Below are 17,294 nucleotides of genomic sequence, written 5' to 3'. Positions count from 1 at the left end.
CCGGTGCCGCACATGTGCAGGCGGTCCTGCTGGACGACGGGAACTGGTTCCTTGACCTGTGGTCGCCGCAGTCTCGACTGCTCGCCTGCGGTACGGCTCTCGCCGGCGAGGTCGCCGCCCTCGCCCCGGCGCTCACCGCCAACGCCGCCCGGTGGGCGCCGCCGTCCGGCCTGGACGCTTCCCGGCGCCGCTTCACCGCGACCGCCGAGGCCGTACGCGCCCACGCCCGCCCCGTACCGGACAAGGTCAGGGTCCGTGCTGCCGCCTCCTCCTCGCCCGCCCGGCCCCAGGCCCTTCCGGCCGGGACGCCGGCCACCCCATCAGCCGCCGCGACCCCCACGCGCCGCCGCCGCTGAATCCGCCAAACTCCCCGAGGAGTTCTCCATGTCCGACAACTCGCCCACCCGGCAGGGCCGTCCGAAGCCGCTCGCCGGTGCGCCGGTCGTGCGCCGGGGCGGCCAGTGGTGGCTGATCACCGGCGACGGCTCGGTCCTGGCCACCGACCCGACGTTTACCCGTGAGCTGGACCGCTTCGCCGCCGCGAGGGCCGCCGCCGACCGCGCGGTCGCCCAGCTCCGCGCCGACCGCGACGCCCGGCGCCGCCGGAGCCGGTGATGGACCCGCTGCTCCAGGGCGAGCAGGCCGTACTCGGAGCGGTCCTGCTCGACCCCCACCAGCTCGATGGCCTCGAATGGCTGGAGCCGCGCGACTTCTACCGGCCCGGCCACCAGGCGCTGTTCGCCGCGCTGCGCAAGCTCCGTGCCGAGAGCCACCCGGCTCTCGGCACGGAGGAGGCGGTGCCACTGGCATGGCTGACCGACACCCTGACCGAGGCCGGCCAGCACGTGCGCGGGCTCACCGCCTCCTACCTGCACACCCTCGTCGCCGCCTGCCCGCGCCCCGCCCACGCGCCGTTGTATGGGCGGATGGTGCTGGAGGGGTCGATCCACCGCACCGTCGCCGAGCACGCCGACCGCCTGCTCGCCGTCGCCCGGGAGGACGCCGGGCAGCGCGAGGTCAACGGCACCGCTGCCCAGGCCGACGTGCTCGCGGGCGTCCTGGACGACCTCGCGACGCGCTGGGGAACCCACCCCCGGGCCACCGCCCCGAGGACACCTCCTCTCCCCGCGGCCGCCGAACCTCCTGCGGCGGCGCAGGCAGGCGACGAGCAGTTCCTGCTGTCCATGCTCGTCCACCAGAACGGCGCGATCGGCGAGGTCTTCAACTGGCTTCGCCCCCAGGACTTCACCCATCCCGGCCACGGCCAGCTCTACCGCTGCCTGGGCGCGCTCCACCACCGGGGCGAGCCGATCGACCCGGTCACCACACTGTGGGAGGTCCAGCGGCGCGGCCTGCTCGCGGAAGGCACGCTCACCGAGGAGCAGCTCGCGCCGGTGCTGCGCGACGGGGCGGCGGGTTCGGCCGAGTGGCTGGGCGAGCAGCTCCTGCGCTCCTCCCTCACCCGCGCCGCCGCCGGCGCCGCGCTGCAGATCGCCGCCCACGCCGACGAACGGCGCCTTGCCCCCGGGCAGCTGATCGGCCACGCGCTGCACGCCCTCGGCCCGCTGGAGGAGGTACGGGCCCGCTGGCACACCGCCACCGCCCCTCCCACACCACAACCCCGGCCGGACCATGGCCAGGCCGCCCGTGTCCAAGCCGCGCTCGCCCGAAGCCCCACCCTGCCGGGCACCCGCGCGAGCCCGACGCCGAGCCACGTACCTCCGCCCGCCCCCGGCCCACAGCGGGTCCACGAGCACACCAGCCCCCACCACTCCCACCGGAGCCCCACGTGAACACCCCCGTCAGCGAATCCCTCGCCCTGCGGTCCCTGGCCGCTCGCCTGGAAGGGCAGCAGGCGCGCCTGCCCTCCTCGACCCGGCTGCCGAACCGGCTCGCGGACGCCGCCTTGGTGAGCCAGAGCATCACCGAACTCGGCCTGCTGATCGCGGAGATGGGCCAGGCCATCCACACTCGGATTGCCGTCGAACCCGCCCCCGAGCACGTGCTGCGCACGGCCTGGACCTACGGCCAGGTCGTCGACCGGATGGGCCAGGCGGCCTCGGCTCTCGGGGCGGTCACCGACCAGTTGGCCACGATCACCCACATCGCGCCGCTGCGCGGCCGGCCCGATGCCGATCAGGCGTTGGAGACCGCGAACCAGGTCATCGAGGAAGCGGTCGCGACCGCCCACAGCGAGTTCGCGGAGGCTGGGCAGGCCGTCCGGACGACCGTGAGGATCATCGACACCCAGCACACGCGGGCCCAAGCAGCCCGGGCCCGCTCGGCCGGTGCTCCCGCACCGGCCGCGCCACCCGCTGGGGCTGTAGCCGCCGCCCCGCCTCCGGCTCCCACCGCCGCGCGCTCGCGTTGAACCAGCCCCCTTCCCTTTCCCCTATCGCCACGGGAACCGCCGTCATGGACTTCGTCCCCGGTCAGCGCGAGGTGAGCAGTTCCACACACTCGTCGACCAACTCGCCGATGCTGCCCGGCATCTGGCCCGCCCCCGAAGCGGCCTTCGACGTCCTAGCCCCTCTCGCGGGCCTCCAGCAGTACGTGCTCTCCTGCGCCACCACCGGCAGACCTGGCTGGTCGGTGATGTTGCACGGGATCACCACCGCGCGCTGCAAGACGGTTCCGGCGTTGAGTGCGATCTTGACTCGACACCTACGGCTGCGCAGCAACAATCCGGTTCGTCAGGTTGATCGTCGCGACGTACCAGTAGAAGATCCACTCCAGGTATAGCTCGGAGTTGTACTCCTTCTGCTGCTTGGCGTCCTGGTGACGGATGCCGAACTGGTTGGCGATCTGGAACAGCGCCCCCTCGTCCTTGCTGAGCAGCTGCTCCTTGACGAGTCCGCGCCGGCGCTCCAAGATCCCAGCCAGTGCGATGACGGCCTGCCGCCGGTCCATCTCACTTGCGCCGCGTGCCCGGAACTGGGCCAGGGCATGTTCCAGCTCGATGTCGTCGGCGTCGTGCACGTTCTCGGCTGCACGCACGGCCGTGACGAGGTCTTCCACAGCGCTGGGCGCGACCATCTCCAGACGGCCGTTCTCGGCCAGGGTTAGGCCGAGCACGCTCTGAGACAGGATCTGGTTCACGCGCCAGCGGTAGATCTGCGCGCCGCGCTCAGCGGAGAACGCCTCGAAGTGCCACCCGCAGCCCGCGTAGTCGTGGTATCGGCGGCGAAGTGGCCGGCGAACATGATCGGCCAAGTACTCGATGACGTCGCACAGGTCATCGAGGCTGTACCCATCGGAATAGTAGGGCACGGGCCACAGATCCCCACGGCCAAGCTCCCGATGCATCTCCTCGGCTGGGTCCGGTCCGAGCTCTCCGTCGTAGTCGCCGTCCACGCAGGAGTCGCCAAACGCCCAGGCGAAGTAACCAGAGTCGATCATTTTGCCGATCGTCCAGGCGAAGCGTCGCGAAGTCGCTGCCAAGTCGGTCGAGGACGAGGCCTTTGGACCAGTTCGCCGCTCTGACCAGTAGGGCAGCCGTGGCGCCGGAACTGGCAGCACGTCGAGCGCCCCGCTGAGGTCCCGTAGCCAGTCCTCGCGCGAGGTGGGCGAGGACTCGTCAAATGGGTCGACCCAAGTACTCCGGCGCTCCGAGAGGCTACGGAATTCGTCCGCGGGATCGGTCGAAGTGAATGCCTCGGTCAGGAACAGCTCGCACTCGTCAGACCAGTTCGAAACGTGGTGCTGAGGCCCGTCGCTCGCTTTGATGAGGCGCTCAAGTTCGGCCTTGATGATCCAGTGCGGCCAGGAGACCTCGAAACTGCGCGAGCGGAAGCGGGAGTCAATCGTCACGGCCCAAGTCTCTCAGAGCATCCCAACTGGTACACCCAGGGTTCGAATTGGGAGGCTCGCTGGGCGGGTGCGGTGGACTTCCCGCACCCTCTGCTGGACCTGCAGTGCGCCGAGACCTCATGCCTGAATGGTGCTGGTAGGCCAACGACGTGCCTGATCTGCGGGCACTTGGCGCCGTACTCGGCACCCTGGCCGAGCTCAGGTACGACGCGAAGTGGCTTGTACTTCGTGCTTCCGATGTCGGTGCACCCCACCATCGGGCCAGGGTCTTCCTCGCTTATCTGGACAACTTCGAGTTGTGCGGTGGTGCGTTCCTTCGATCAGGTGTCACCCTTTTGAGGACGGCGTCATCGCTTCATTGCCGCGCAGTGCTCGGAGCTCTCATCAGCGATGGCACAGAACTGGCTGATGATCTCGCGGCTACTTTCCGGTGTGCCGTGGTGCTCCTTGCGGGGTGGCCCGTCAATCCACTGGTGCCAGAGACCGTCGGGGGCCAGGAACCGGGCTGCTCGATCGGCGCCGAGCTTGGTGTCGAGGTGCAGGAGTGCGCCCATGGCGGCTGTCTGGTCGTAGTAGAGGTCGGGGCGTCGCAGGTAGCGATCGAGGTAGGCGGCCAACAGGTCCGGGTCAGCAGGGGTGCCGAAGGTTGCAAGGGCGACGCAGTAGGCGATGCCCGCATAGCAGACCTCGCTGTCAAGCAGCAGTTCGCCGAGGCATTCACGGAACTCGGTTCTGCGGGCGACGGCGATGAGCCAGGCTGCGGTCTTGCGCTCACGCCACCCGCCTTCGAGCAGGATGGTCAGTTCACGGGGCGTGATGTCGCCAGCGGCCTCGCCGAGCTCCCGTGTGACCTTGGCGCGTTCGCTGCCGGCCACGCGCAGAAGGTTGCCGCCGAGCCTGAGGTAGCGCCGATCGGGCGTGACATAGCGGCGGACCAAAGTGGCCAACTCGGGGTCCTCGTGAGCGTAACGCATGACCACATCCTGTCCTGGTCGGAGCCGTCCGACCAGTGCATTTCTCAGCCGCACTGTTCAGTCGGCAGGCTCATCGTGGGGTTCGCCGAGGTCATCGAGGAGGCTGGTGATCCGGCCGGCGATGCGCTGGTGGCGCTCGATCTCCCGCTCCCAACCGCGGTCCTATGCGTCGGTGATCAACTGCCGCTCGGTGCAGAGCCGTTCACGCAGGCGTGGCGCGTACTGAGGCGTGGTGACGAACTTCGCGCAGCTGAGATACAGGTCGCACTCGCAGGGGCCCTCCTGGGGCAGGCGAAGGCAACGGCCCAGTTCGAGTTCGGTCTTGTAGAAGTTGGTCTTGAGCCAGTCCAGCGCGTCCTGGTCGAGCTGTCCGGAGCGCAGGGTGTCGGCGAGCGGGCCGGCGATGACCGCGCCGGGCGTCAGAACGGCTTGGTAGTCGGCCAAGACCGTGGGGTCGGAGATGTGGGTGTAGGTCATCGACATGCCGGGGCTCTTGTGGCCGAGGACCTTCATGATGGTCTGCACGCGGGCGCCTCTCTCGGCAAGTTGGGTGCCCAGGGTGTGCCGGAAGCGGTGGGGGTGGATCGCGGGCTTGCCGACGCTGTTCAGGATGCCGAGCGCCTGGCAGATCTCGCGCAGTGGGTTGGCGAAGAGGTAGTCGGGACCTGCCAGGCCGCCGTTACGCAAGAACAGGTAGCGCACGGGGCGTCCGAGGTCGGAGTCGTGGATGCCTCGATCGTGTTGGAGCTGCCGCAGTTCGACCAGCGCGCGGATCGCGTCGGCGGCCTCGTCGTGCAGCGGGACGGTGCGTTCCTTGAGACCCTTCCCTGCCGCGAGCCGCAGCCGAGGGGTGCCGTCCGGGTATGTGTCGAGGCAGTCGAGGTGGAGCTTGCGGATCTCGGTGCGGCGGGCTCCGCTCCACCGGGCGACCAGCAGCGCGCACCGTTGCAACGCGCAGTCGAGCTGGCGGACCCGGTTCATGACGGGTTCGAGCTGGTCCTTGGGGATGAACCGGGGAACGCGTTCGATGACGCGGGGCATGTCGGCATGTGTGATCAAAGGGCGGGCCGGGACGTCGTCCCACTCGGCGACGGCGGCATGGCGGAAGAGCACGGCGACGGTCGAGATGATGCCTGCCCGGTAGGCCCGGCTGCGGCCCACGCCGAAGGCGTCGGACGGGATCAAGGGCTCGCCGAACCAGCGGCACGGCGGCGGGGACCTGACCCTGCCCTCGGCAGCGGCCTCGCTCCGGCCTTCCTCACCCCGGCACCCGGCCTCGCGCTCCCGCAGGCGGCCGACCCCGCCCGTGTCGGAAGCGGCGGCACTACCCCTGTGGGCGGAGGCCACGCCGCTGGACGGCTCGACCCCGGACGGTGGAGGCCGTACGCCGGCGCCGTCGCCCGATGGGAGACGCTCACCCGCCTGGCGCCGCCGCCCACAGACGAAGGCGGGCGGCTTCGCGCGGAGTTCGTCGAGTGGATGCAGGGCCTTGATCCGGGCTGGGTGACCGCCACCCCGGGGCTTGGGCGCCCGGCCCAGCTCACCGCCCTCGGCAACGGCGTCGTACCCCAACAGGCCACCAGGGCAATGGAGTTGCTGGCGCCACCTTTCCCCCGCTACCCGCGCTGCCACGGCGAGTGAGGGGCTTCTACCTCTTTTTCCCGGCCGTACCAAATCCCGGAATCCGCGGACTCTTCTCTCCGCAGCCGCACCGAATCGAGGGGGCTGTCATGCCTGCGCATGCCCGAGTCCGGCGCGCCCGCTCGCCGCCGGCCGTACGACCGAAGGACCTTCTCCCTTGAGCACCACCACCGCCTGCGGCCCAGCCCAGGACAGCGGATACCGCGCTGTCCTGGGTTCGCCGCACGTCGCCCGCCTGCTGGGCGGCACCCTGATCGGCCGCCTACCCACCGGCATGGCACCGATCGCGATCCTGCTGCTGGTGCGCGCCGAGCACGGCCCGCTCGCCCTGGCCGGCGCCCTCGGCGCCCTGTACGGCCTCGCCTCCGCGCTCGGGCAGCCGCTGCTCGGACGCCTGGTCGACCGCCACGGCCAGACCCAGGTCCTCGTCCCCGCCACGATCGCCGCCAGTACGGCGTTCCTGCTGCTGCCGTGCACCGGTCCGGCGCGCCACCCGGTGCTCGCCGCGCTGACGGTGCTGGCGGCGGGGCTGGCGACGCCGCCGCTGGAGGCCGGTCTTCGGGCCCTGTGGCCTCACCTTCTGCCCGACGCCGGGCGCCAGCGCACCGCGCTCTCGCTGGACAGCAGCACCCAGGGCCTGGTCTTCATCGCGGGTCCGCTGCTGGCCACCGGCTTCGCCGCCGGAGCCGGAGCGACCACCGCCCTGGTGGCGACCACGGCGCTCGGCCTGCTCGGCACCGGCCTGGTCGTCACCGCCCGGCCCTCCCGCGCCTGGACGCCGAACGAGTTCACCGAAGCGGTGCACTGGACGGGTCCGCTGCGCGTGCCGGGGCTTCGGGTGCTGTTCGCCGCGCTGATCGGGACCGGTGTCGCACTCGGCGCAGTCAACGTGCTGGCGCTGTCCGCCGCCGAGCGCCACCACGCCGGGTGGCTGGCCGGGGTGATGCCGGCCGCGCTGTCCATCGGCAGCATGCTCGGCGGCCTCGCCTACGGCCGACACGCCTGGCCCGGCGCCCCCGCCAAGCACCTGGTCGCCGCCTCGATCGGCTTCGCCGCCGGATGGCTGCCGCTGCTGCCCGACCCCGCGCCCGCCGTCGCCGTCCTGGGCGCCGTCCTGCCCGGCACCTTCCTCGCACCGCTGCTGACCGCGGCCTTCCTCACCGTCGACCGCCTCGCCCCCGAAGGTGAAGCGACCGAGGCGTTCGCCTGGCTGATCGCCTGCATCGGCGTCGGCCAGGCCGCCGGCACCGCCCTCGCCTCCCTCACCACCGCCCCGCTGCTCGTCGCCGCCGTCCCGCTCGCCGGGGCCGCCTTCGCGCTGTGGCTGCTGCACCGCTTCAACGACCGCCTCTCCGCCTGACCCCCACGCATCCCGAAGGACCCGCCGTGAACACCACCCTCCTCACCGCCGCAACGCCCGCCACCCGCATGCACGTGGTCTGGGACTGGAACGGAACGATCAAGGACGACCTCGACCACCACGTCGACGCTCTGAACGCGACCCTGCCCGCCCTCGGCGGCGCCCCGGTCGACCGGGAGACCTACCGGGCCAAGCACACCGTGCCGATCCCGAACTTCTACGCCCGCCTGCTCGGACGCACCATCACCGAGCAGGAGTGGATCTCCAGCGACAACGCCTTCCTCGCCCACCTGCGAGCTCAACCGGTGCGCGTGCGCGAGGGCGCCGTCGAGCTGATGGCCGCCCTGCGCCAGGCCGGCCACACCCAGTCGCTGCTGTCACTGTGCCCGCACGACACCCTCGTGCGCGAGGTCCGAGAGGCCGGCATCGGGCACTTCTTCACCCGGATCGAGGGCCGCACCGGGCCCTCCGGCGGCACCAAGGCCGCCCCGCTGGCCGCCCACCTCCGGGCCCTCGGCCTCACCGAGCAGGCGCACCGGGTGCTGCTGGTCGGCGACGCCGTCGACGACGCGGACGCCGCCCACGCCAGCGGCGCCCACGCGGTGCTGCACACCGGCGGCCTTCACCACCCGGCCAAACTCGCCGCCGCCGGCCACCCGCTCACCGACACCCTCGCCCACGCCGTCGCCCTCGGACTGCGCCTCATCCAGGAGCGCGGCACCCAACTGGCCTGCGCCTAGCACCAATCGGCGGCCAGACCAAACCGCCGATCCCGCAGACCATCTCCCTCAACAACCGCATCACCGGAGTCATGCCATGACCCGAAGAAGACCTCCCGGCCCCGCCCTCCCCGACCGTCCGAACCCACTGGATGTGCCATGTCCGAGTCCGACCCGATGCCGGGCACCCCCGAGCCGATCCGCATCCCCGACGAGGACCTCGACGACCTCGTCAGCGCCCTGAACCGCACCATGGCCGAGGTCCGCCAGCACGGCGTCATCCTCGACCGCCTCGGCTCCGAGCCCGCCGACGAACCGGGGCCCGGCTTCACCGAGCCGGGCCCCGGCAGCGATGACGCGCCTGAGGCCGCCCCGCCGCTGTTCATCCTCGCCATGGGCGGCGCGCAGTACGCCGCCGAACTGGCCGAGCTCTCGTTCTGGGTCACCCACATCCTGCTGCCCGTCTACGGCCGGGAGATCGGCTCCACCCGCCCCTGGTGCGCGAAGTGGCACGAGCATCCCGAAGCCGTCGCCCGCCTCCACGCGCTGTGGCTGGCCTGGCAGCAGCTGACCGCCGCCGAGGCCGGCCAGAGCGGTCCTTCGACGTGGCACCGCGACCACCTCGACCACGCCCTCGCCCAGCTCCGGTCCCCGGACGGCCCGTTCGCGGCGTGCACCACGAGCCCGTCCCGGCCGGCCCACCGCCTCCTGTCCACCCCCGATCAGCTGGGACTCGCCGCGTGACCGCCTACCTGGACTTCGACATCGACGACCTGGAACCCGCCGACGACCACACCGAGGATCAGTGGCGGGACACCTGGGGCAGCGACTACCAGCTCCTGGCCCGGCACGACGTCGGTGAGCGCACCTTCCTCGTCGCCTTCGACACCGCAGCGACGTAGGACGTCGTGCGGAACCTGCCGAACATCGCCACGTTCGACGTCCAACGTCACCAGGCCCAGGGCACGTTCACCATGGACAGCTCCGCGCACGCCAACCTGGCGTTCGCGCAGAAGTGGCTCGTCGACCGCGGCTGCCCGCCCGAGGCGACCACGGCGAACAACCCGTTCAAGCCCGCCAACGACCTCACCACCCTGGTCGAAGAGCAGATCCACCGCTCCGGCGACCGCTACGACCTCATCGAGGTCAAGGCCGCCGACGAGGACCCGACGCAGGCGTGGACCATGGCCGTGGACAAGGAGGCCACTGAGCTGCCGGTGCGGGTCTTCGTCGAGCAGACCCAGCCCGGCCAGGGCACCTACACGGTCCGTGAAGGCGCGTTCGCCGACTACGCCGCCGCCGAGGACTGGGTGGAGGAACAGGCCACGACGCCGCCCGAACCGCCCGAGTACCGCCGCGATGCCTTGCGCACCCGCGCCGCCCTCGCCCGCAGCACCACCTCCCCGGCCAGCGCCGCCGCCGTCCTGGCCTCCGCCCCCGCAGCTGCCGCCCTCGCGCAGCCCGGCAGGGGGCGGTCGCTGTGAGCCGCGCCAAGTTCGCCTTCTCCGCCCACCCCGACGCCATCGCCGACCTGCGCCAGCTCCCTGACGCCGTCCGCGACCAGGCCCTGCTGCACCTGCAGGACCTCGTCCACGGCGAACGCGTCGCCACGCGCCTGGAAGGCCGGCTGGAGGGCTTCCACAAGATCTACCTCGGCGTCGGCAACGACTGGGCTTCGCACCGCCTGGTCGTGCAGTTCCGCGACGCCCCCACCGGCTCCCAGCACCGGCGCGAGGTCCACCTCGTCGCCGCCGGCCCCCGCGCCGACTACGCGGTCTACCGCTCCGCGCAGAACCGCCTGGGCCGCACCAGCAGCCTGCCGTCCGGCCTCAGCCCGGCCGAGGAAGCCCGCGTTCGAGCCGCCCGCGCCCGCTACACCCGCCCCACGCCGGCAACCGCCGCCAGCCCCGCCTACACCACCGCATCCCCCGGCTTCGCCACCGGCGCCGCCATCCGAAAGGCCCGATGATGACTACCCTCACCCCCACGCACGCCGACCTCGCCGTGTGGCTCGCCGAGGCCGCCGCGGCCGTCTCCGGCATCGTCAGCGCCCGGCACACCACCCCGCCGTCGCGCTCCCACCTCCACCCCGTCCTCGGGCCGCTCACCGCCGGGCCGAAGGTGATCACGGCGCTCGCCGGCCGGATGGAGGACCTGCTGAGCGCGCGGCTGCCGACCACCCCCGCCGCCCTGTTCACCCTCGCCTCCTACGCCTCCGCCCTGGGCTGGCTGACCGAGTCGCTCGCCGACCTCACCCAGGCCGTCGATCTCCTGATCGTCGAGGCCGGCCTGTCGGCCGACGCCACGGCCACCGCCCCCGGCGAGGCTGCCGGCCTCGACCTGTCCGCCTACGCCCCGCAGGACCGCCAGGCCATCACCGCCCTCGCCGCCGAGGCCGCCCTCACACCCGGCCTCTACCTGCGGACGCTGGGCCAGGCCCTGCTCGCCTGCGCGGAGTTCACGGAGGCGTGTACGGAGATCATCGGCGCCCTGACCGAGAACGCCCACCGCCTCCTGGACGAGTCGGTCAGCTTCGTACGCCTCGGCGGCGAAGGCCCCGACAGCCTGCCCACCCTGGTCCGCTCCCTCCTCGCCCGGATGGAGGCGACCCCGTGAACCCGCACGACCCCCTGAAACACCCCGGCGCCCACCTCGTCTACGAGCGGCTCGGCATCGACGACCCGTTCACCCTGCTCGGCGCTCGGTACCGACACGACGCCCCTCGCGCGCAGCTCGCCCAGCTCGCGGCCAACGCCGCCTGCGACCTCGACGACCTCCACCGGGAACTCACCGACCAGGCACAGACGGTGATGGCCCAGCTGGAACCGATCGCTCGCGGTGAACGTCCGGCTCTGTGCCAGGCCGACACCACTATGCTGTCCGCCGCCGGCCAACTCGACCAGCTCCGCGCCTGCAAGGACGCCGCCTACGAACACCTCACCCGTGTCCTCGACGCCTGCGAGCGTATCGGCGGAATCGAGTCGCAGGCACCGGCCATCGTCCAGGACCGCCAACTGGCCGACGCGCACCCCCGTAGCCACCCGGCGCCCAACTGCCAGCGTCCCCTGCCCGCCAGGGCCGCTTGGGACGACGAACAGGGCCGCGCTCACGCAGCGTTGCTGAGGCTGGCGCACGAAGACATGTGGCTGCGCGAGGGCGCTGACGGCGACAAGTATGTGATCTGGGGCTCCGGGCTCGGTGCCCCAATCGAGGCCGAGACCGTCGAGCGGCTGATCGGCGCCGGTCTCGTGGCCGCCGACACCAGCACCTCCGCTTCCCGGATGGGCCACATGCTCTCCCTCGCCCCGGAGGGCGTAGCGGCCAACTCGGCCGCCCGCACCGAGCGGCTTCGCCAGGTCACCGCCCTCTACCGCGGCACCGTCCCCGCGACGGCTAGCCCCGCCCAGGCAGCGCCCCCGGCAGCCGCGGCCCGGCCCTCCTTCTCCGCCCGCACCCGTTGACCAAGGAACTCCACGCTGTGTCCTCCCAGCCGACCACCCCCATGAGCTCCGCCGACGCGCAGCGCGCCGAGAGCGTGCTGCGCCGGCTCGCCCCGAAGTGGACCACCCACGTCGTCCACACGATCGCCAAGTACGGCCCGGAGATGCGCGTTTCCGACGTCACCCAGCACTTCCCGGCCTTGTCCCAGCAGTACGTCGGCAAGCGCCTGGCCACGATGTCCGCCGCCGGCCTGGTTGCCCGCGACGGCGAGTTCGACCGGACGGCGCCCTACCGGCTCGACCAGGCCGCCCGCATGCTCGGCCCCGTCTACCGCATGCTCGCCCAGTGGTCGGCCGACCACATCGACCGCACGCCGCAGGGGCGGTATGACCGGATCGAGGACGCCCTGCACCGCCTGCAGCTGGCGGACACCACCGAGACGATCCGCCTGCTCTCGGAGCACGGGAGCCTGCGCCTGACCCACCTGGCCGAACGCCTCGACGCCCCCCGCGTAGTTCGCCGCAACCCGGCTGCGCCGCATGCAGGCGGACGGCCTCGTCGCCCGTAACGGCAACCAGCACGGCGCCCCCTACATCCTCACCGACGCCGGGCGGGCCCTGGGCCCCGTCTACACCGCCCTCCAGCAGTGGGACCACCGGCACACCACCGCCGCGACCCCTGCCGTGCCGGCCGCCGCCCGCACCCTGGGTGCCCCCGCGCAGTCCGCGCGCACCGCTGCCGCGCTGCGCCGAAGCCCTGCTCCCTCCGCCTTGTTCAGCCACGCCTCGGTACCGCAGCCGCAGGTTCCCGCCGCCGTCACCTCGGCTTCCCGTCCCTCGCGCGGGCGGTGACCACCGTGAACACCCGCCGCAGACCGGCTCCACGACCTCAGCGCCCCGGGTCCGCGCACCGCCTCACCGCCCGTGGCGGTGTGCAGGCCCGCTCCCAGCCTCGTTCAGGAGCCCCGTGTCCTCCGCCGCCCCTCTGCTCGTTCAGCCGCTGCGGCTCGCCGGCCCCGGTGACCAGCGGCTCGTCACCGGCCCGCTGGCCGCAGCGCCCGGCTGGAGCCGCGCCCGCACGCCGGACGGCGGCGTGCGCTTCACCAGCCCCTGCCGCATCGCCGTCATCACCGGCTCCGGCCCGCCCGACCGCCCGGGGATCTGGAGCGTCCACGGCTACACCTCCGCCGGCTCGGAGCCGCTGTGGCGTGCGCTGTTCGGCTCCGGCACGCCCGCCGAGATCACCGCCGCCTTCACCACCGTCCTCGTCGACGGCCTGCGCAGCGGACACCGCGACTACCTGCACGGCGGGCCGAACCACCGGCCCGGCACGCCTGCGTCCGTCCTCGCCGACCGCGGCTGGCGGCCCGCCCAAGGACCGAAGGGCTTCCACGACCAGGTCGCGCCAGACGGCAGTGCCGTCTACCGACACCGCGTCGGACACCAGCCCGCCGACGCCGAGGTCGCCGGCCTGGCCCCGCCGGCCTGGCCCCGCCGGCCTGGAGCATGCTCGCTGGCACCCCTCAACGCCCTGCCTGGCGTGCGGACTTCACCAGTGGCGTGCCGTTCTACCCGCTCGTGTGCGCCGCCCTCGCCTTCAGCTCCCCCGAGCCCGTGGAACGCCTGACCGCCAGTACCGCCCGCCGTCCCCCGGCCCCGGACCGCCGTCCACACGCCTGCCCACCGCCAGGCCCCGCCGTCCCGGCCGCCGCGATGCCGACGACCGGCGGGGCCCGCCGGCGCTGACCCCCATGGAGGAACTCCATGCCGTACACCCCCGAAAAGCCCCGGGAGTACCGCGTCTCACCACGCTACCTCGCAGGGACGAAGGCCGACGCCGCCGAGGCCATCACCCCCTTGATCGAGGCCAGGTGGGCCGCCACCAACGACGACCTGGGCAACGCCTACGTCACCGCGCCGGACCTGACGCCCCGCCTGATGTTCCTGCCCGAGGGCCGGGACTCCACGCTCTGGAAGATCAGCGCCGGTCCGGAGCCGACCGTCCCCAGCTGGCTGGTCACCTTCGACGACCGCGTGCCCACCGAGATCGTCCAGGACTTCACCACCGCCCTCGCCAACGCCTGCACCCGCGGCCCCGACGCCTACCTCGGCGCCGGCCAGCCCGCCCCACGCCGGGTGGCCGGACGGTGGGTGGACCCCATCGTCCTCCGGAGCCCCGATCAGCTCGTCACCCGGTCGACGCGCCCCGGCTTCCTGTCACACGCCGAGGAGATGGACGAAACCAAGGAACGGTGGCTCTTCGAATCGGGACCACCGCAGCGCCGCTGGTACGCCAGCGCCTCCTCGCAGGTGCCCGCACCGCTGCTGGAGGCACTCACCGCCGCTGCCTTCGACCCGTCCCCGGTGCACCGGTACCTGCGGCGCGACGAGCTTGCCCGCCTGCCCGCGAGCGCCCTCGCGACGCCCACCGCGCCGAGCCCGCTGGAGGTCGCGCGCGTCCGCGCCGCCACCGCCCGCTCCACCGCCATGACCCGCGGCCCCCGCCGCCGCGCTCGCCTACACCACCTCGACCCGCCCGCCGGCACCGCCACGGGTCGCCCACGCCGGCCCTGCCCGCTGACGCCCACGAACCCCTTGGAGGACGCCGTGTCCGACGCCACCGCCCTCGACCACGCGGACGCGATGATCGAGAAAGCCTGGGGACGCCCGATCGCCGAGCTGGAGAAGGCCGCACCCCGTATGCCCGTCGAGGACCCGATGCTGCGCTCGGCCATGCACCACCGGTCCCTCCTCGTCGTCGTCTCCAACTCCATTGCCGTGCACCAGGAGCGGCTGCACGCCCTCACCCGGCCCGGTCACGTCCCCGCCTTCTACGACCTCGACCGGATCACCGCCTCGGCAAGGCCTACGCGGAGAGCAACGCCGCCCTACAGATGATCCGCCACGTCGTCGACGCCCGCGAACTCGCGCTCAAGGCCGAAGCTGGCCCCGACACCGAGCGCGTGCGGGCCGCCACCGCCCGCACCTCGCAGGCGCCCCGCCCCCTCGGGTCGCCCGCAAGCCAGCCCGCCCCGCCAGCCGCGTCCCCAACCTCACGGGTCAGAACAGCTAGTGCCGCATCAAGCAACCTTTGCCCTGTCGGTGTGGCGGTTGGGCAGAGCTGACCGACGCCGATTGGGCAAGGTCATCTGCTCCTATCCTGTGACGCATGGCTGATGACATGGAGATGAAGAGCTACCGCCATGAAACTGTGGAGCTGACGGTCGGGGAACTGCGCAAAGCTCTCAGCGAATTGCCTGCCGATGCTCCGCTGCGGATCGATGTGCCGCTGCGTCCGCGGTCGGGTGAGATGCGCGACTCGGTCGACTCGGGCGTCAGCCACTTTGTGGTGAGCGGAGTCGTCCTACATGACGCCGACTACCTCCGACAGGACGAGGTGGTCCTGCAAGCGGACTTCTACTCCGAGTGGTAAGTCCGCCCGGTCGAGCCGGGAGCCGAAGGGTGACCGGGGTCCTGGCGCGATGGCAGCTCAGGCGACGTTCGCCCTGTTGACCACTGCTCGTAGGCGTTCGTCGGCGGCGTGCTTGTTCCGCCAGATGATGTAGCGGCGGATCATGCTGCCCTGGGCCTTGTGGCTGGGATGGTCGGTGCCGTCGAGGGCGAAGTAGCGCAGGGCGGTGAACTGGGCCTCGATCCGGTTGAGTCAGGAGCTGTTGGTCGGGGTGTAGGCGATCTCCACGTTGTTCGCCGCCGCCCACGTCCCGACCCGCTGGCATCGCTTCGTCGTCAGATGCGGCGAGTAGTTGTCGCAGACGATCGCGATGCGCGTGTCTATCGGATGCAGTGAGCGCAGGTAGCGGCAGAACTCCAGAAACCTGGAGCGGTTCTTGGTCTTCTTGATGTGGCCGTAGAGCTGGTCCTTGGCCAGGTCGTAGGCGGCGAACAGGTGCCGGACCCCGTGCGGGCGGGTGTAGGTCGCCCGTCGGCGCGGTCGCGGCTCGCGGTCGGGATCCCTGTGCCGGCCGCCGCGTTCGGCCCGCTGCCGGCCTGGGTGGGGCTGGAGATTGAGCGGCCCGAACTCGTCCATGCAGAAGATGACTTCGGGCTCGCCTTCCTCGGGTATGACCTCGCCGTCGGCGATCGCGTAGAGGTGCTCGACGCGGGCCTTCTTGGCCGCGTAGTCCGGGTCGCGGGAGGTCTTCCAGGTCTTCACGCGTTGAAAGGAGACGCCCTCCTCGCGGAGCAGGACCCGAAGGCCCTCGTGGCTGATGTCGTCGACCACCCCCTCGGCGACCAGGAAGTCGGCCAGCTTGGCCAGGCTCCAGGTCGAGAAGGGCAGGCCGTGCTCGGCCGGCTTGGACTTGGCGATCTTCTTGATCTCCCGGCGTTCCGGAAGCGTGAACGTCCTTGAGCGGCCGCCATTGTATTTCGGGTAGAGGGAGTCGAAGCCGTCCGCGTTGAAGTTGTGGACCACGTCGCGGACCCGGTCCGCGCTGGTGAACGTCACCTCCGCGATCTTCGCGACCGGCATGCCCTGCGCGGACAGCAGCACCATCTGGGCCCGTCGCCAGGTCACCACCGACCCGGTGCCTCTGCGGACGATCCGCAGCAGGCGCCTGCCCTCGTCGTCATCGATGTCCCGCACTCTCACGCGTTCAGCCACGTGATCATTCTGACCGCCCGGCGCCACCGACCGTAGCAGCCGGGCGACTCGTCAGAAGAGGGCCAACGTTGCCTGATGCGGCACTAGGGCCCCTCTTTCGGATCTTGCCGCGCGCGCTACTGGCAGGCCCCGAGTGTTCGCAGATCACCGTCGGGCCGGCGACGGTAATCGGATTCTCAGAGAAGAACCGGGGCTTCGGGGCGGCACCCTCCCGTGACCGTTTTTGATCAGTTTGACGCGGAACCGGTTCCCTGTTCAGCGTCAGTGTGTCCGGCTAAACGGGGAGGATTGCGTGGGGCCTTCCAGGGAGACCGACGACCGGTCGGCGCGCTACGTTTCTTCGCAACGGCCCTACCCCACACGGGGGTTGCCTCGCCCGGTGTCATCACCACCGGACGAGGCTGTCAGGCCAGCCATGGAGGTACGCCTACCTATGTACGACCGACCTGCTCCTGGACGGGCTCTGCCCGAGGTGTTTGCTCACGCTAGCAGGGGCAGCGGCCCCTTCGCGGGATTGCGCGGAGTGCGCGCCATCCGCGGTGCGGTGCAACTGCACGCAGCCCTCGCCCCGTTGGTGCTCACGTGGGCGGTTCTGTCGCCCGTCGAGGCGGAGTGGGCGCGCACGGCGTTGATCCTCGGTGTACTGAGGATGTGCCGCAATACCGGCTTCGATTGGATCTGGGTCCGCGGTTTCTGAGCCCGCCCTCGCAAACCGGTCCGGGCACA

22 protein-coding genes and 1 pseudogene are annotated in these 17,294 nt (G+C 71.7%); 19 read left to right on the top strand and 4 right to left on the bottom strand.

Annotated elements, in window-relative coordinates; translation table 11 throughout:
• Nucleotides 1-14: 14 nt before the first annotated feature.
• The 4 genes from P3T27_RS29410 to P3T27_RS29395 are packed head-to-tail and all read left to right on the top strand — an operon-like array spanning nt 15 to nt 2,371.
• A complete protein-coding gene (locus P3T27_RS29410; RefSeq protein ID WP_280683878.1) occupies nt 15-356 on the top strand; it encodes a hypothetical protein in 342 nt (113 codons plus the stop codon).
• 28 nt (nt 357-384) lie between these two features.
• Nucleotides 385-615 (top strand): hypothetical protein, encoded by a 231-nt coding sequence (locus tag P3T27_RS29405; protein ID WP_280683876.1) that lies wholly within the window; start codon nt 385-387, stop codon nt 613-615.
• Nucleotides 615-1,793, top strand: a complete 1,179-nt coding sequence (locus tag P3T27_RS29400) for a DnaB-like helicase N-terminal domain-containing protein (protein WP_280683875.1) — start codon at nt 615-617, stop codon at nt 1,791-1,793. The genes P3T27_RS29405 and P3T27_RS29400 overlap by 1 nt, the downstream gene beginning before the upstream one ends.
• Nucleotides 1,790-2,371: a hypothetical protein gene (locus P3T27_RS29395; RefSeq protein ID WP_280683874.1), complete on the top strand. Its 582-nt coding sequence runs from the start codon at nt 1,790-1,792 to the stop codon at nt 2,369-2,371. The genes P3T27_RS29400 and P3T27_RS29395 overlap by 4 nt, the downstream gene beginning before the upstream one ends.
• A gap of 293 nt (nt 2,372-2,664) precedes the next feature.
• Here the strand turns inward: P3T27_RS29395 and P3T27_RS29390 are convergent, their stop codons facing one another.
• From P3T27_RS29390 to P3T27_RS29380, 3 genes are all read right to left on the bottom strand, one after another.
• A complete protein-coding gene (locus P3T27_RS29390) occupies nt 2,665-3,810 on the bottom strand; it encodes a hypothetical protein (protein ID WP_280683872.1) in 1,146 nt (381 codons plus the stop codon).
• A gap of 347 nt (nt 3,811-4,157) precedes the next feature.
• The gene (locus P3T27_RS29385; RefSeq protein WP_280683870.1) at nt 4,158-4,784 is read right to left on the bottom strand and encodes a DUF6000 family protein; all 627 of its coding nucleotides are present in this window, start codon (nt 4,782-4,784) and stop codon (nt 4,158-4,160) included.
• A 162-nt stretch (nt 4,785-4,946) separates the two neighbouring features.
• Complete coding sequence (locus P3T27_RS29380; RefSeq protein WP_280683869.1) at nt 4,947-5,969, bottom strand: tyrosine-type recombinase/integrase; 1,023 nt, start codon at nt 5,967-5,969, stop codon at nt 4,947-4,949.
• 294 nt (nt 5,970-6,263) lie between these two features.
• Between P3T27_RS29380 and P3T27_RS29375 the strand changes: the two genes are divergently transcribed.
• The 14 genes from P3T27_RS29375 to P3T27_RS29310 all read left to right on the top strand — a co-directional run bounded on the left by P3T27_RS29375 (nt 6,264) and on the right by P3T27_RS29310 (nt 15,377).
• Nucleotides 6,264-6,425 (top strand): hypothetical protein, encoded by a 162-nt coding sequence (locus P3T27_RS29375; RefSeq protein ID WP_280683867.1) that lies wholly within the window; start codon nt 6,264-6,266, stop codon nt 6,423-6,425.
• 157 nt (nt 6,426-6,582) lie between these two features.
• Nucleotides 6,583-7,785 (top strand): MFS transporter, encoded by a 1,203-nt coding sequence (locus P3T27_RS29370; RefSeq protein ID WP_280683866.1) that lies wholly within the window; start codon nt 6,583-6,585, stop codon nt 7,783-7,785.
• Nucleotides 7,786-7,811: 26 nt separating this feature from the next.
• Nucleotides 7,812-8,525 carry an HAD family hydrolase gene (locus P3T27_RS29365; RefSeq protein ID WP_280683865.1) on the top strand — a complete coding sequence of 238 codons (714 nt, stop codon included), beginning with the start codon at nt 7,812-7,814 and terminating at the stop codon, nt 8,523-8,525.
• A gap of 138 nt (nt 8,526-8,663) precedes the next feature.
• On the top strand, nt 8,664-9,248 hold the full coding sequence (locus P3T27_RS29360) for a DUF4913 domain-containing protein (RefSeq protein ID WP_280683863.1): 585 nt from the start codon (nt 8,664-8,666) through the stop codon (nt 9,246-9,248).
• Nucleotides 9,245-9,406 (top strand): hypothetical protein, encoded by a 162-nt coding sequence (locus P3T27_RS29355; protein ID WP_280683862.1) that lies wholly within the window; start codon nt 9,245-9,247, stop codon nt 9,404-9,406. Before P3T27_RS29360 ends, P3T27_RS29355 begins: the two co-directional genes overlap by 4 nt.
• A gap of 6 nt (nt 9,407-9,412) precedes the next feature.
• The gene (locus P3T27_RS29350; RefSeq protein WP_280683861.1) at nt 9,413-9,988 is read left to right on the top strand and encodes a glycosyl hydrolase; all 576 of its coding nucleotides are present in this window, start codon (nt 9,413-9,415) and stop codon (nt 9,986-9,988) included.
• Nucleotides 9,985-10,473: a hypothetical protein gene (locus tag P3T27_RS29345; RefSeq protein ID WP_280683859.1), complete on the top strand. Its 489-nt coding sequence runs from the start codon at nt 9,985-9,987 to the stop codon at nt 10,471-10,473. The genes P3T27_RS29350 and P3T27_RS29345 overlap by 4 nt, the downstream gene beginning before the upstream one ends.
• Nucleotides 10,470-11,120, top strand: a complete 651-nt coding sequence (locus P3T27_RS29340; protein WP_280683856.1) for a hypothetical protein — start codon at nt 10,470-10,472, stop codon at nt 11,118-11,120. Before P3T27_RS29345 ends, P3T27_RS29340 begins: the two co-directional genes overlap by 4 nt.
• Entirely contained in the window at nt 11,117-11,965 is an 849-nt protein-coding gene (locus tag P3T27_RS29335; RefSeq protein WP_280683854.1) for a hypothetical protein, read from the top strand. The genes P3T27_RS29340 and P3T27_RS29335 overlap by 4 nt, the downstream gene beginning before the upstream one ends.
• A gap of 17 nt (nt 11,966-11,982) precedes the next feature.
• Nucleotides 11,983-12,513: a winged helix-turn-helix transcriptional regulator gene (locus tag P3T27_RS29330; RefSeq protein WP_280683853.1), complete on the top strand. Its 531-nt coding sequence runs from the start codon at nt 11,983-11,985 to the stop codon at nt 12,511-12,513.
• Nucleotides 12,485-12,796, top strand: a complete 312-nt coding sequence (locus P3T27_RS29325; RefSeq protein WP_280683852.1) for a hypothetical protein — start codon at nt 12,485-12,487, stop codon at nt 12,794-12,796. Before P3T27_RS29330 ends, P3T27_RS29325 begins: the two co-directional genes overlap by 29 nt.
• Before the next feature lie 115 nt (nt 12,797-12,911).
• Nucleotides 12,912-13,571, top strand: a complete 660-nt coding sequence (locus P3T27_RS29320; RefSeq protein WP_280683851.1) for a DUF317 domain-containing protein — start codon at nt 12,912-12,914, stop codon at nt 13,569-13,571.
• Between the two features lie 137 nt (nt 13,572-13,708).
• Nucleotides 13,709-14,842, top strand: coding sequence for a DUF317 domain-containing protein (locus P3T27_RS29315; protein ID WP_280683849.1), 1,134 nt, complete (start codon nt 13,709-13,711; stop codon nt 14,840-14,842).
• A gap of 271 nt (nt 14,843-15,113) precedes the next feature.
• Complete coding sequence (locus tag P3T27_RS29310; RefSeq protein ID WP_280683848.1) at nt 15,114-15,377, top strand: DUF6225 family protein; 264 nt, start codon at nt 15,114-15,116, stop codon at nt 15,375-15,377.
• 57 nt (nt 15,378-15,434) lie between these two features.
• Here the strand turns inward: P3T27_RS29310 and P3T27_RS29305 are convergent.
• Nucleotides 15,435-16,568: pseudogene (locus P3T27_RS29305) on the bottom strand (IS630 family transposase).
• A gap of 523 nt (nt 16,569-17,091) precedes the next feature.
• Between P3T27_RS29305 and P3T27_RS29300 the strand changes: the two are divergent.
• A complete protein-coding gene (locus tag P3T27_RS29300) occupies nt 17,092-17,265 on the top strand; it encodes a hypothetical protein (protein WP_280683844.1) in 174 nt (57 codons plus the stop codon).
• Nucleotides 17,266-17,294: the final 29 nt, after the last annotated feature.

Origin of the sequence: Kitasatospora sp. MAA19, from assembly GCF_029894125.1 — a bacterium.
Taxonomy (GTDB): Bacteria; Actinomycetota; Actinomycetes; order Streptomycetales; family Streptomycetaceae; genus Kitasatospora.
Note: the sequence above shows the minus strand (reverse complement) of the source record. Positions and strands in the feature narration are given on the sequence as shown.